Raw genomic sequence first — 13,266 nt, forward strand, 5'->3', positions numbered from 1 at the left:
AGCACATGACGGAGTACAAGATTTCATATGCTCCGCCCCAAGGAATTCCGCTGGGAACCAACCTCGCCTTTAAAATCGGAACCAAAGTAATAATTCCGCTCCTTAACTTGGTGGGGAAAAAAGTCTGGCGCGGTGGCGAAAATCTCCCCAAGACCGGCAAAGTAATCGTCGCCAGCAACCATGTTTCATATTTGGATGTTTTGTTTCTTACACACTTTTTGTATCGCAATGGGCGCGCTCCGCGTTACATTGGTAAAGAGGGTGTATTTAAGGTTCCTGTTATTGGAAAAATAATTCTTGCGGCGGGCATGGTTCCAGTGGCTCGCGAAAGCAAGGACGCATCCAAAGCTTTAGATTATGCAGTACGACTATTAGAGCTAGGACATTGTGTTGGTGTTTACCCTGAAGGAACTTTAACCAGAGATGCGCATGGCTGGCCGATGATTGCAAAAACAGGCCTTGCACGATTAGCAATTGCTACCCGGACTCCAATAGTTCCTATTGCTCAGTGGGGTTCGCAGATTGTCATGCCAACGTACGAGAAGAAAATAAGGTTTTTTCCCCGAACTCCTATAAAAGTGTTAGTAGGAAAGCCCTTAGATTTATCCGCCTGGTATGGCAAAGACAATGATGCAGAAGCCCTGCGTGAAGCTACAGCCTTTGTAATGCGCGAACTGACAAATCTTTTGGAAGAACTTCGTGGGGAAAAACGTCCCCTAGAAATTTTTGATCCACATACTTCTAATCTTCCGCGTACAGGCAACTTCAAGAAAGAAAAGAAAAGATGAGCAAGGTTGTAGTTCTTGGTGCGGGCCAATGGGGGAGTACTTTGGCTCAGGTGTTGTGTGATGCTGGCAACCATGTTTTATTGTGGGGACGTAATCAAGATGTAATCGATGAGATCAACAATCACCATACAAATTCATATTACTTAGATGCGAACACGCTTCCAGTTGGACTTAAAGCGACAACTAATCTTCAAGAAGCCTTTGATTATTCCAATATTTACGTCTTGGCCGTGCCAGCGCAAACTTTGCGCGAGAATTTGAAGAGCTGGAAGCCGTATGTCCAGCCAGGAGCAATCTATATCAGCTCGCTCAAAGGTATCGAAGTAAGCACGATGTCTCGAATGACTGAAGTTATTCATGAGGTTATGGAAACTGAAAACATTGCCATTATTACTGGCCCCAACCTTGCCTATGAACTAATTCAGCGACAACCAGCGGGCGCGGTGGCTGCGGCGCACACAACTGTTTTGGCAGAAAAGGTTCAGCAACTCTTTGCTACTCCTTACTACCGTGTTTACACTTCTGTGGACGTTTTGGGTTGCGAATTAGCCGGGTCAATTAAAAGTGTGATTGCACTTGCCGTAGGAATTTCAATTGGATTAGGTTTTGGTGAAAACACCCAGGCAATGCTGATTACTCGTGGGCTCAATGAAGTAGCACGGTTGTGCGCAGCACATAATGCAGATCCACTGAGTGCGGCCGGTTTGGCTGGCATGGGCGACTTAGTTGCAAGCTGCGGTTCTGCACTGTCTCGAAACAGAACATTTGGAGAGGTTCTTGGTCGCAGTGGATCGATGGAAGTTGCGCGTACTCAAGTAGCTAAGACCGTCGAAGGCGTTGCTTCATCTAGTGCAATTCTTGAAATTGCACACCGTGTAGGCGTTGAAGTCCCAGTAATCGAAGCTGTTGCAGATGTGGTTTCAGGGTTGATCACACCCACACAAGCGTTAGATCGCTTGATGGAGATAACTACCAAAGCTGAAAACTTTATTCGGTGAGTAAACAAGTAATCGCAATAATTTGCGGTGGGCCCAGCAGCGAACACGAGGTTTCATGTGTATCGGCAGGGGGAGTGCTCAAGGGTCTAGATAGAGAACGTTTTGATCCTTTATTAATCGGAATCACCAAGTCATGTACATGGGTTGCACTGCCAATTGATTATCCATTAGAAATCATTAACAAGCAGATGCCAATAATTGAAGATAATGGGCGTCATATTGAATTAAGTGAGTCAGGATTTTCACTTGACGGACAGTTGCTAGATATTGATTGTGTCTTCCCTGTGCTGCACGGTGAATTTGGTGAAGACGGAAAGATCCAGCACTTACTTGATGAAGCCGAGCTGGCTTACGTCGGTAGTGGTGTCAGTGCCTCAGCACAGGCAATGGATAAGGCGGTTGCAAAGCTACTTTTTGCATCCAGCGGCATGAGGGTTGCAGATGGGGTTGCAGTGAGCGAACATGATTGGCAAAGCGCCACCGCTTCTTTAAGTTATCCAGTTTTTGTAAAGCCTTCAAGTGGTGGCTCAAGTCGTGGAACTCATAAAGTTAAAAGTGCTGCAGCTCTACAATCTGCCGTTGCCGATGCCTTGTTATATGACTCTAAAGTCTTAATAGAAACAGCCATTGTTGGCCGCGAAATTGAGTGTGCAGTTTTAGAACGAGATGGCATGGTTGAGGCATCGATTGTTGGCGAAATTATCGTTAACCCAAAATTTGAATTCTATGATTTTGAGGCTAAGTATTTAGATGCTGCAACCACTGTAAAAATCCCTGCAGATATTCCAGAAGCTGATGCAGATGAAATCAGACGGCTTGCTGTTGCAGCATTTCATGTGTTGGGTTGTTCAGGTTTGGCTCGTTGTGATTTTTTCTACACAAATAATGGCGAAGTAATTATTAATGAGGTCAACACGATGCCTGGATTTACAGGAACTTCGGTTTACCCCAAGCTGTGGCAGGCATCAGGGGTAACGTATACAGAATTGATTTCAGCGCTTATTGATACTGCGCTGTCTTCTTAAGTTTTTAGATTTAGCCTAGGTGGGTTACAGGGCAGGTCAATGTACGAGTAATTCCTGGAACGCCCTGAACCTTTGAAAGCACTAGTCGTCCAAAATCTTCCATGCTTGATGCTTCTGCACGCATGATTACATCGTAAGGACCAGTGACACCTTCTGCCAGAGTTACGCCAGGAATCTTTGCAACAGCATCTGCAACTCCTGAAGCCTTGCCAACTTCAGTTTGAATAAGAATGAAAGCTTGTACTGACATGTGAGGTCCTTTCCGGTTGAGGCTCAAACGCTACCGCAGAACGGTGCTTACTCTCTAGTCGATTAGGCTAGGCGGTATGAACTTCGATGAGGCGGGCGTAATTTCTGCATTGGCGCGCATATTTGGTGCTACTCATCGCGGCGTCGAAATCGGAATCGGCGATGATGCCGCGGTTGTTGCAACAACTGATCGAACTGTTATCACAACTGACATGGCCGTTGAAGGTACTCATTTTTCAACCGCATGGAGCAGTGCATTTGATATTGGTCGCAAGATAACCGCTGCAAATTTGGCAGATGTGTACGCCATGGGCGGCTCACCTAAGTTTCTGGTAGCCGCGGTAACTCTTACCGGCAGCGAAACTATGGAATGGATAGAAGAACTTGCAGAAGGCATTACACATGAGGCAAAAAGTTGTGGTGCTTTCGTTGTGGGTGGGGATTTAGCTAAGGGGACTTGCATAGTCATTTCGATGACAGCAATCGGAGAAGTCGATACTCCGATAACTCGATCTGGCGCACAGGTTGGGGATTCAATTTATATTTCTTCTTTGCCTGGATGGTCTGCGGCGGGGCTTTCCTTGATTGAAAAGGAATTAGATGATGATCTTGCTTTTCATGCAGTTTCGGAATACTGCGCACCAACGGTTGATTATGTTGCAGCAATTCAGTATTCAAATAGCAAAGCGCATTCAATGTGCGATGTAAGCGATGCACTGATTATTCAGGCAGAACAAATTGCTGCAGCATCGGGCGTTGCCTTGAAGTTTGATCAAAAATTGATTGAGCAACACCCAGAGTTCGCGACTTTGAATGAGCTAGCTAAGAGCCACAATGCCGATGTGTGGCAATGGATTTTTGCAGGCGGCGAAGACCATGTATTTTTAGCAACTGGAATTGGCTTGGATGGATTTTGTGTTGGACACGTAATTGCTGGCTCTGGAGTTCTGGGAGCGGAAATGAAAAAAGCGCCAGATACCTGGCGCCATTTCAATTAATAATTAGGTAAAACTAGCGAGTTACTTTTCCTGCCTTCAGGCATGAAGTACAAACGTTTTGACGCTTTGGTGTTCCAGCAACAAGTGTGCGAACGCGCTGGATGTTTGGATTCCAACGACGACGTGTCTTAACCTGTGAGTGAGAAACATTGTTTCCGAAGCTGGGCCCTTTGCCACAGATATCGCATGTTGATGCCACAGCGGTACTCCTTTTAACTTTTCTATTGATCTCGTTCCAATGGGAACAGAGCGTAAGGGTACCCCGTAGGCAGGGTTCAATGCCAATTCACGCTTGTTAACCAACATTTGGAGCCAGTTCGCGAGAGAATGCTCGTGTGGCACAACTAGAGAACAAGGTTTCGGCGGTCGTAGGTGACCGCACCGCCAAGGTTCTTGAAACCACATTTGGGATTAAGAGCATCGGCGATCTCATGCGCCATTACCCGCGTCGCTACATGGTGCGTGGGGAGCTCTCGGACATTTCTGCACTTGGCGAGGGCGACGAGACAACGATCTTGGCTCAGGTGTATTCGGCTTCAACTAGACCCATGCGTGGGCGTAAAGGCAGCATGCTCGAAGTTGTTGTCACAGATGGAACTGACAAGTTATCGCTAACATTTTTTAATCAAGCCTGGCGTGAAAAAGATTTGAAGGTAGGGCGCCAAGGTCTGTTCGCAGGCAAGGTTGGAGTCTTCAACAATAAGAAACAACTTGCCCATCCTGATTACGAAATGATTCCCGATGGCTCTGATGTAGATAGCGCCGTGGAAGGTTTTGCAGGTAAATATCTTCCGGTTTATCCAGCGTCGGCAAAGTTGCCGTCATGGAAGATTTCGCAATGTGCGCAGTTGGCCATCGGCTCACTTGAAGAAATTGAAGATTTCTTGCCTTCGTTTATTCGTGAAAAACATAACTATCCTTCCCTGCATCAAGCGCTAGTGCAGTTACATCAACCAGCAGATTTAGATCATGCCGAACTTTCACGTGAACGCTTAACCTTTGATGAAGCCTTCTTATTGCAATCACTGTTGGTAATGCGCAGAATTGAATTAAAGAAGCTCAATTCAACTTCTAGAAAACGCATCAGTGGGGGATTACTTGATGCCTTCGATGCAACCTTGCCTTTTGAGTTAACCGCTGGCCAAGTTGCAGTGTGTAAAGAGATTGAATCAGATCTTGCGCAACCTCACCCAATGCACCGTTTATTACAGGGAGAAGTTGGAACAGGTAAAACAATTGTTGCGCTACGAGCCATGTTGGCAGTTATTGATAGCGGGGGACAAGCGGCACTACTTGCACCGACTGAAGTTTTAGCTGCTCAACATCTGCGAACTTTCCAAAAATTGTTGGGCGAACTTGGTCAGGGTGGGATGCTGGGAGGTTCTGATAAAGCAACGCAAATAACTTTGATTACAGGTTCACAAAGCGCAGCAGCTCGCAAAGAAGCATTGGCGATGGCTGCCAGCGGAAATGCTGGAATCGTTATCGGGACTCATGCATTGTTAGGCGAAAAAGTTGAGTTTAAGGATTTGGGATTAATTGTTGTCGATGAGCAACATCGATTTGGTGTTGAACAGCGAGATGCTTTGAAGGAAAAAGCTGTACTGCCACCCCACCTTCTTGTCATGACCGCGACACCTATTCCACGAACAGTTGCTATGACGGTCTTTGGCGATTTAGATGTTTCTACATTGCGCGAACTGCCACTAGGTCGTCAACCAATAACTACACATGTTGTACCTGTAAAAGAAAAACCAAGCTTTTTAGAGAGAGCTTGGCAAAGGATTAATGAAGAGGTTGCTCAGGGTCATCAGGCCTACATAGTTGCGCCCCGCATTAGCGCGGATTCTGATGCAAATGCTGACATTGATTTCTTGTTCGGAGAAGAATCATCTGAGATCACTTCAGTTGAAGAGTTAGCGCCAACTCTGCATGCTGGGCCTCTGAAAGGGTTAAAAATTGCAATCTTGCACGGTCGCTTATCAGCCGATGAAAAAGATGCAACGATGCAAGCCTTTACCAAAGGCGATATCGACGTTTTGGTTTCAACGACTGTCATCGAAGTAGGTGTCGATGTGCCTAATGCAACAATCATGGTGATTATGGATGCAGATCGATTTGGTGTTTCTCAGCTGCATCAACTTCGTGGTCGAGTAGGTCGTGGAACTTCACCTGGACTCTGTCTTTTAGTGACACAGTGCGAAGAAGAGACACCAGCTCGCGAGAGATTAATTGCCGTGGCAGGGACATTAGATGGATTCGAATTATCCCGAATAGATCTTGAGCAACGCCGCGAAGGAGATGTTCTGGGAGCTAGTCAATCTGGAACACAATCTCATCTGCGCCTGCTCCGAGTTTTACGTGATGAAGCATTGATCGAGCAGGCTCGTGAAGATGCAGAATCACTGATTGCAACTGATAATGATTTATCAGACTATCCTGCGCTTAAGGCGGAGTTAGCACAACTACAGCGCGACCAAGCCGTTGACTATTTGGATAAGGGTTAATCAATTGAGAATCATTGCCGGTGTTGCAAAGGGTCGCATTCTTGGTGCCGTAGCAGGTGCAACCAGGCCGACATCTGATCGAGCTCGTGAGGGTTTGTTCTCGTCACTTGCATCAGAGTTTGGAACATTTGAGGGTTTGCATGTTCTAGATCTTTTTGGTGGATCCGGTGCAATTGGATTGGAATCCTTGTCCCGAGGAGCAACATCTGTACACATCGTAGAAAAAGATGACGAAGCACAAAAAACAATCGAAACTAACTTTGAAATAGTGAAGAAATCTAATCCAGCGGGTAGTTTCCATTTGTATGGAATGAGCGCAGAACGTTTTTTGAAAGATGCACCGAAGGCTAAGTATCACCTCGTGTATATCGATCCGCCATATGATTTTTCAAATCAGGCTGTTGAAGATGTACTGAGCGCTCTGCATGATTATGAATTCCTTAATAGCGATGCATTCATTGCAGTAGAGCGCACTACGCGTGGGGCGCAATTCATCTGGCCAGATGCTTTCTCACCTGCGCGCGAGCGAAAATATGGACAGGCGACCATTTATTACGCCAATTATCAGCCGTAAGAATGGATAACTGGGCTCAGTATTGCTAGCGTTTGGCACATGAAGCGCGCGGTATGTCCAGGGTCCTTTGATCCCATCACATATGGACACCTAGACATCATCGAGCGTGCCGCCCAGCAGTTTGATCACGTGGTTGTGGCTGTTCTAGAAAATCGCACCAAATCAAGTCTTTTTACAGTTGCCGAACGAATCGCCATGATTCAAGAAGTGACAACACAGTTTCCTAATGTCTCAGTTGATTCCTGGAGCGGCCTATTAGTTGATTACTGCAAAAGTAATTCAATTCAAGCAATAGTTAAGGGTTTAAGAGCGGTTACCGACTTTGACTACGAATTACAGATGGCTCAGGTCAATCTGCAGGGCTCAGGGGTTGAAACAATGTTTATGGCCACTTCGCCTACGCATTCATTTTTATCGTCATCTCTTGTAAAAGAGCTTGCTCATTACAACGGCGATGTTTCTACAATGGTTCCACCATCAATTAATGAAGCACTTAAAGCACGAGTAGCGGGGAAATAAATAATGGATTCAGTAGAGAAGTTAACCGCAGCGATCACATTGGTTGAAGAGGCTCGGGGAGTTCCACTTTCTGCAAGTTGTGTTGTACACCGCGCCGAAATGCTGGAAATTCTAGATGATGCGCGTGAAGCCCTTCCAACAGATTTTGAATCCGCACGAAAGATAATTGAAACTCGGGATGCAATCATTGAAGAAGCTCGAGTCAGTGCCGAACAATTAATCACTATTGCTCGTGAAGATGTAGCACAAATGGTTGAGCAGACATCTATTGTTCAAATTGCACGTGATGAAGCACGCAAGATTTTAGATGATGCTCGTGAAACCGCTGAGCTAGAAAAGCAGGAGGTTGAGGAGTACATCGACGGCCGCCTTGCAACCCTTGAAGTCATACTTAACAAAACGATGGATGCAGTTTCTCGCGGACGTGATCGACTTGCTGGCGCAAATGACAAGGATGTCTTGTCGCAATTAGCTGACGAGTAAAGACTAATGAGCAAAGCCCCAGATTCTTTCAAGCTCAATACCTACGAGTTACCTCGTCGTGCAGGTGAGATGAAGGAATATGAATTAGATATTGTCGTTAAGGAAAAGTTTGGCGTTGAATTAATTTCCGTTCCATCCGGTGAAGTTATTGAAGTTGATGCCCGCTTGGAATCTGTTACCGAAGGGGTATTGCTTAGCGCTGATGTCTATGCCGTGGCGCAAGGAGAATGCATTCGTTGCCTAGATCCCGTTGAGATTGTGATCGAGCGCAAAATTCAAGAGTTGTATAACTATGAGCCAACAAATGAACGTGGGAAGAAAAAGAGAAAGAGCTCGACTGAGGATTTAACGACTGAAGATCTAGATGAGGCAGATGAGTTCATGATGGAGGGGGACATTCTTGATTTAGAGACCCCCATTCGAGATGCAATTGTCCTTTCCTTGCCGAGTAATCCGCTGTGCAGCCAGGATTGTCTGGGTCTGTGCCCTGACTGTGGCGGCAAGTGGGCAGATCTGCCTGAAGATCACGCACACGAAGTGATCGATGCCCGATGGGCCACCTTGGATGGCCTCAAATTAGGGGAGCTGTCCCTGGACGACCCCGATTTCAAGATTTAGCCTTTTTAAGGGATACTTACCCTCTGCAGCCCAGTGGCTGCTCATGCGAAAGATGAGGTTCGAACAGTGCCAGTACCAAAGCGAAAAATGTCGCGTTCAAAGACGCGCTCACGTCGTAGCCAGTGGAAAACTACTGCAGCCTCTCTATCAACATGCGGACAATGCCAGCAGCCTAAGTTGCAGCACACAGCATGCCCAACGTGCGGTACTTACAACCGTCGCCAGGTATTAGAGGTCTGATCTGAGTTCAATGCTCAGTGAGCAGCTGGGAGTAACACTCGATCCAGCTTTGCTCGAGTTGGCTTTTACCCATCGTTCATATGCTTATGAATCTGGAAGTAAAGAGACAAATGAGCGCCTTGAATTTCTTGGTGATTCTGTTCTCGGTTTAATTGTTACTGAAGAACTGTACAAACGTTATCCAGATTTTGATGAAAGTCGTCTATCTCCTTTGCGTTCTGGCGTTGTCAATATGCGCGCGCTCGCAGATATCGCACGCGGATTACAACTTGGTCAATACATCCGCCTTGGAAAAGGCGAAGAGGTAACTAACGGGCGCGACAAAAATTCTTTGTTGGCTGATGCGCTCGAAGCATTGATTGGCGCTATTTATATGCAATTTGGTTTCGCCCAGTGCACTGAAATTGTTCGAAAGCTCATTACCCCAACTATGGATTCTGCTGTTGCGCGTGGTGCCGGTCTTGATGGAAAAACCGCGCTTCAAGAATTAGCGGCATCACTTGGTAAAGGTGCACCTGAATATGTTGTTAGCGAAGATGGTCCAGACCACGATAAAAGTTTCACCGCTGTTGCAATGCTAAGCGGTCAAGTTATGAGTGAAGGAACTGGAAAGAGTAAACGTGAGGCTGAACAGGTAGCGGCGCGCGCAGCCTACGAAGCGCTAAAAACCGCCTTTCCACAAGCCTAATTTCACTAAAAACACGCTCCTGAGACGATAGGTTTACCGCGTGTATTTGAAGAGTATGACGCTCAAGGGCTTTAAGTCCTTTGCTTCTGCGACGACTCTTCGTCTCGAACCCGGCATCACCTGCGTGGTTGGCCCTAATGGTTCTGGTAAATCAAATGTTGTTGACGCTCTTACCTGGGTTATGGGTGAGCAAGGCGCAAAGTCGCTTCGTGGCGGAAAGATGGAAGATGTAATTTTCGCGGGAACAAGCGGACGTGCTCCTCTTGGTCGTGCCGAAGTTTCATTAACAATCGATAATTCTGATGGCGCACTTCCGATTGATTACACCGAAGTAACTATATCTAGAATACTTTTCCGCAATGGACAAAGTGAATATCAAATCAACGGTGAAGCATCTCGTTTATTAGATATTCAAGAACTATTAAGCGATTCAGGTATTGGTCGCGAGATGCACGTGATCGTTGGTCAAGGTCAACTTGATGCGATCTTAATGGCAACGCCTGAGGAGCGTCGCGGGTTTATCGAAGAAGCTGCTGGTGTACTTAAGCACCGCAAGCGAAAAGAAAAAGCGCTTCGTAAATTAGATTCGATGCAAGCAAACCTGGCACGTATTCAAGATTTAACAGTTGAACTTCGTCGTCAGTTACGTCCGCTTGGAAAGCAAGCAGAAGTCGCTAAGAAGGCAGCAACGATTCAAGCTGATCTGCGTGACGCGAAACTTCGATTATTAGCTGATGATTTTATTTCAATGTCAAAAACTCTCGAACTTGAAGTCGCAGATGAAACCGCTTTACGCGATAAGCGTTCTGCAGTTGAGGCTGAAGTTGATTCTGTCCGTCGTCGCGAAGAGGCACTTGATGCCCAAGCTGCACACGAAGGACCTCTTTTGGTTGCAGCACAAGAAACTTATTACAACCTCAACTCATTGCGTGAAAAATTCCGCGGTACCCAAAGTCTTGCGCAAGAGCGTTCACGTTTTCTCAATGAAGAAGCGGGAGAAGCTCGCACCTCCGGTCGCGACCCAGAAAGTTTAGATAAAGAGGCTGCTTCATTACGCCTTGAAGAAAGTGAACTTCGAGCAAATGTTCTTTCATCCCAGCAAGCATTAACTCAAGCGACTGCACAACTAATCGCCGCTGAAGCTGCACTGAAAAGCGATGAAGACACAATCGCTGCTGCAATGCGAGCTATCGCAGATGCACGCGAAGGAACAGCGCGCCAGGAAGGGCACATCAAGTCATTACACGCGCGCCTCGAGGCAATTGCAGAGGAAATCGAGCGTCTTACAAAATCTCGCGATGACGCCCAGGCGCGTGTTGATACGGCACAACGAGAATATTCATCATATGAGTTAGAAATTGCTAGCGCAGATTCTGGTGAATTAGGACTTGACTCACAATATGAAGGCGCTAAAACCCAGTTGGAAAGTGCGAAATCAAAAGTCACTGATTTAGTAGATGCCGAGCGCGCAACAGATCGTGAACGCAACGCAGTTGAGGCAAAACTTGAAGCAATGAAGTTAACCTCACAGAATCGCGATGGAGCATCAGCCCTACTTCGCGATTCACGAGGAGTTTCGATTCTCGGCAGCATTGCCGGCTTGATTGAGATTGATAATGGTTGGGAATCTGCAGCAGCGGCCGCACTTGGAACATTGGCAGATGCAGTCGTTGTACAAGATCTTTCTTCTGCAGTTACCGCATTGACAACATTGCGCAACGAGAACCTTGGACAGGCAGATGTTTTGGTCTATGAACCAGGACAGAGCGGCAACAGCAATATTCCGGCAGGCCTTACGCCTCTGTCCGCGCACATTCGCTCAAGCACAATAGGTGATTTACTTTCATCATTACTTGCTTCAACTGTGGTTGCTGAAAATGCCAATGCGGCAGAAGCAATCTTGCGATCTCATCCAGGCGTCACAGTGGTTACCCGTGACGGAGATGTAATTTCTCGTGGTCGTGCTCGTGGTGGTTCAAAATCATCATCGTCATTGATTGAAATCAAGGCGCTAATAGAAGGCCTCGAAAGCAAATTGCAGGAAATTACGCATAATTGCGATCGCTTAAAGTTTGAAATCTCGACCGCTTCGACAGAACTTGCTTCACGTCAAAGTGATTTTGATGTTGCTCTATCAAAGCTTAATGAATCAGATGCGCGCATTGCTGCCCTGACTGAGCAGTTGGCTGTTTCTGGCCAGAACATGAAGTCCGCAATGGCCGAAGTCGAACGTTTAAATACATCGATAAGTGAAGCTACTGCTGCTAAATCTCGGGATGAAGGCGAAATCGTCATCGCCCAAAATCAATTGCAACAGCGTGGTGAAGTAGCAGAGCCGGATCACTCGCATACAGAAGATTTACGCAATCAAGTTTCTGTGGCTCGTACTTCGGAGGTCGAAGCGCGCTTGGCTGTTCGCACCATTGAAGAGCGTGTTGATTCAGTTGGTGCGCGAGCTTTGGCACTTGAGCAATCTGCGCAAGCAGAACGTGATGCATCAGAGCGCGCAATCATTCGCCGAAGCGCACGTGCTCGAGCTGCCGTTATTTCACAAGCGGTAGCAGAGGCTGCATATGAAGCATTGATCCATATCGAACGCTCAATCGCTAAAGCAGCTGTAGAACGTGGTCGACTTGAAGAGTCGCGTGCAGCACGCGAAGGTGAAACTTTGACTGTTCGTACGCGTGGACGCGAATTAACATCCGAACTTGAACAGTTAACAACTAGCGTTCATAAAGATGAAATTGCTCGAGCAGAGCAGAGACTTCGTATTGAAACACTCGAAGCAAAGACAGTCGAAGAGTTTGGAATCGATACAACAACTTTGGTTAATGAATACGGTCCAGACAAGGATGTACCAACATTCCACGAAACCGATGAAGGCGAAATTGTTGCAACCGAACTTGTTCCATACCGTCGCGATCAACAAGAAAAGCGTCTAGCATCTGCAGAACGATCACTGAATTTACTAGGCAAGATCAACCCACTTGCACTCGAAGAGTTCACTTCATTGGAAGAGCGCCTGAAATTCCTTGCCGAACAACTTGAGGATCTAAAGAACACTAAAAAGGATTTGTTGGACATTATTAAGGAAGTTGACGATCGTGTTCAGTCAATCTTCATGGAAGCATATACAGAGACTGCAAAACACTTCGAGGATATTTTCGCACGCTTGTTCCCAGGTGGAGATGGTCGTCTGATTCTGACAGACCCAGATAACCCATTAACAACTGGTGTCGATGTTGAAGCACGTCCGCCAGGAAAGCGAATTAAGCGTCTTTCCTTACTGTCAGGTGGAGAAAAATCATTAACAGCTGTTGCGATGTTAGTTGCAATCTTTAAGGCACGTCCTAGCCCGTTCTATGTTCTAGATGAAGTTGAAGCAGCCCTGGATGATGTCAACCTCGGTCGATTGCTGGTTGTCCTTGAAGAACTTCGCGAAAGTTCACAGTTGATCATCATTACTCACCAAAAGCGGACTATGGAAATTGCTGATGCGCTCTATGGCGTAACAATGCGTGGCGATGGCGTCACCGAAGTTATTTCACAGCGCCTGCGCGAATCTGACGCTAGCTAAGG

General features: G+C 46.5%; 14 protein-coding genes. 12 read left to right on the forward strand and 2 right to left on the reverse strand.

The window, feature by feature from the left end:
- Positions 1-5: 5 nt before the first annotated feature.
- The 3 genes from AC9UGD_RS00555 to AC9UGD_RS00565 are packed head-to-tail and all read left to right on the forward strand — an operon-like array spanning position 6 to position 2,811.
- Positions 6-788: a lysophospholipid acyltransferase family protein gene (locus tag AC9UGD_RS00555; RefSeq protein ID WP_509568151.1), complete on the forward strand. Its 783-nt coding sequence runs from the start codon at positions 6-8 to the stop codon at positions 786-788.
- Complete coding sequence (locus AC9UGD_RS00560) at positions 785-1,786, forward strand: NAD(P)H-dependent glycerol-3-phosphate dehydrogenase (protein ID WP_509568153.1); 1,002 nt, start codon at positions 785-787, stop codon at positions 1,784-1,786. The genes AC9UGD_RS00555 and AC9UGD_RS00560 overlap by 4 nt, the downstream gene beginning before the upstream one ends.
- Entirely contained in the window at positions 1,783-2,811 is a 1,029-nt protein-coding gene (locus AC9UGD_RS00565; protein WP_509568155.1) for a D-alanine--D-alanine ligase family protein, read from the forward strand. Before AC9UGD_RS00560 ends, AC9UGD_RS00565 begins: the two co-directional genes overlap by 4 nt.
- Positions 2,812-2,821: 10 nt before the next feature.
- Here AC9UGD_RS00565 and AC9UGD_RS00570 read toward each other — a convergent pair whose 3' ends face one another.
- Positions 2,822-3,061 (reverse strand): Lrp/AsnC family transcriptional regulator, encoded by a 240-nt coding sequence (locus AC9UGD_RS00570; RefSeq protein ID WP_029018970.1) that lies wholly within the window; start codon positions 3,059-3,061, stop codon positions 2,822-2,824.
- Between the two features lie 76 nt (positions 3,062-3,137).
- Here AC9UGD_RS00570 and thiL point away from each other — a divergent pair, with 76 nt between their 5' ends.
- The gene (gene thiL, locus AC9UGD_RS00575; protein ID WP_509568158.1) at positions 3,138-4,058 is read left to right on the forward strand and encodes a thiamine-phosphate kinase; all 921 of its coding nucleotides are present in this window, start codon (positions 3,138-3,140) and stop codon (positions 4,056-4,058) included.
- A 13-nt stretch (positions 4,059-4,071) separates the two neighbouring features.
- Here thiL and rpmB read toward each other — a convergent pair whose 3' ends face one another.
- The gene (gene rpmB, locus AC9UGD_RS00580) at positions 4,072-4,257 is read right to left on the reverse strand and encodes a 50S ribosomal protein L28 (RefSeq protein ID WP_029018968.1); all 186 of its coding nucleotides are present in this window, start codon (positions 4,255-4,257) and stop codon (positions 4,072-4,074) included.
- A gap of 136 nt (positions 4,258-4,393) precedes the next feature.
- Between rpmB and recG the strand changes: the two genes are divergently transcribed.
- The 8 genes from recG to smc all read left to right on the forward strand — a co-directional run bounded on the left by recG (position 4,394) and on the right by smc (position 13,264).
- Positions 4,394-6,565, forward strand: a complete 2,172-nt coding sequence (gene recG / locus AC9UGD_RS00585; protein ID WP_509568160.1) for an ATP-dependent DNA helicase RecG — start codon at positions 4,394-4,396, stop codon at positions 6,563-6,565.
- Between the two features lie 4 nt (positions 6,566-6,569).
- A complete protein-coding gene (gene rsmD / locus AC9UGD_RS00590; protein WP_509568162.1) occupies positions 6,570-7,139 on the forward strand; it encodes a 16S rRNA (guanine(966)-N(2))-methyltransferase RsmD in 570 nt (189 codons plus the stop codon).
- Between the two features lie 39 nt (positions 7,140-7,178).
- A complete protein-coding gene (gene coaD / locus AC9UGD_RS00595; protein ID WP_509568164.1) occupies positions 7,179-7,658 on the forward strand; it encodes a pantetheine-phosphate adenylyltransferase in 480 nt (159 codons plus the stop codon).
- A 3-nt stretch (positions 7,659-7,661) separates the two neighbouring features.
- Positions 7,662-8,141 (forward strand): ATP synthase subunit B family protein, encoded by a 480-nt coding sequence (locus AC9UGD_RS00600; protein ID WP_509568166.1) that lies wholly within the window; start codon positions 7,662-7,664, stop codon positions 8,139-8,141.
- A 6-nt stretch (positions 8,142-8,147) separates the two neighbouring features.
- The gene (locus tag AC9UGD_RS00605; RefSeq protein ID WP_509568168.1) at positions 8,148-8,759 is read left to right on the forward strand and encodes a YceD family protein; all 612 of its coding nucleotides are present in this window, start codon (positions 8,148-8,150) and stop codon (positions 8,757-8,759) included.
- Positions 8,760-8,825: 66 nt separating this feature from the next.
- Positions 8,826-8,999, forward strand: coding sequence for a 50S ribosomal protein L32 (gene rpmF, locus AC9UGD_RS00610; protein WP_509536443.1), 174 nt, complete (start codon positions 8,826-8,828; stop codon positions 8,997-8,999).
- Positions 9,000-9,009: 10 nt separating this feature from the next.
- Entirely contained in the window at positions 9,010-9,687 is a 678-nt protein-coding gene (gene rnc, locus AC9UGD_RS00615; RefSeq protein WP_509568170.1) for a ribonuclease III, read from the forward strand.
- Between the two features lie 40 nt (positions 9,688-9,727).
- On the forward strand, positions 9,728-13,264 hold the full coding sequence (gene smc, locus AC9UGD_RS00620) for a chromosome segregation protein SMC (RefSeq protein ID WP_509568172.1): 3,537 nt from the start codon (positions 9,728-9,730) through the stop codon (positions 13,262-13,264).
- The last annotated feature ends 2 nt before the right edge of the window (positions 13,265-13,266 follow it).

It is taken from the genome of Candidatus Planktophila sp. (genome assembly GCF_044232745.1).
Taxonomy (GTDB): Bacteria; Actinomycetota; Actinomycetes; order Nanopelagicales; family Nanopelagicaceae; genus Planktophila.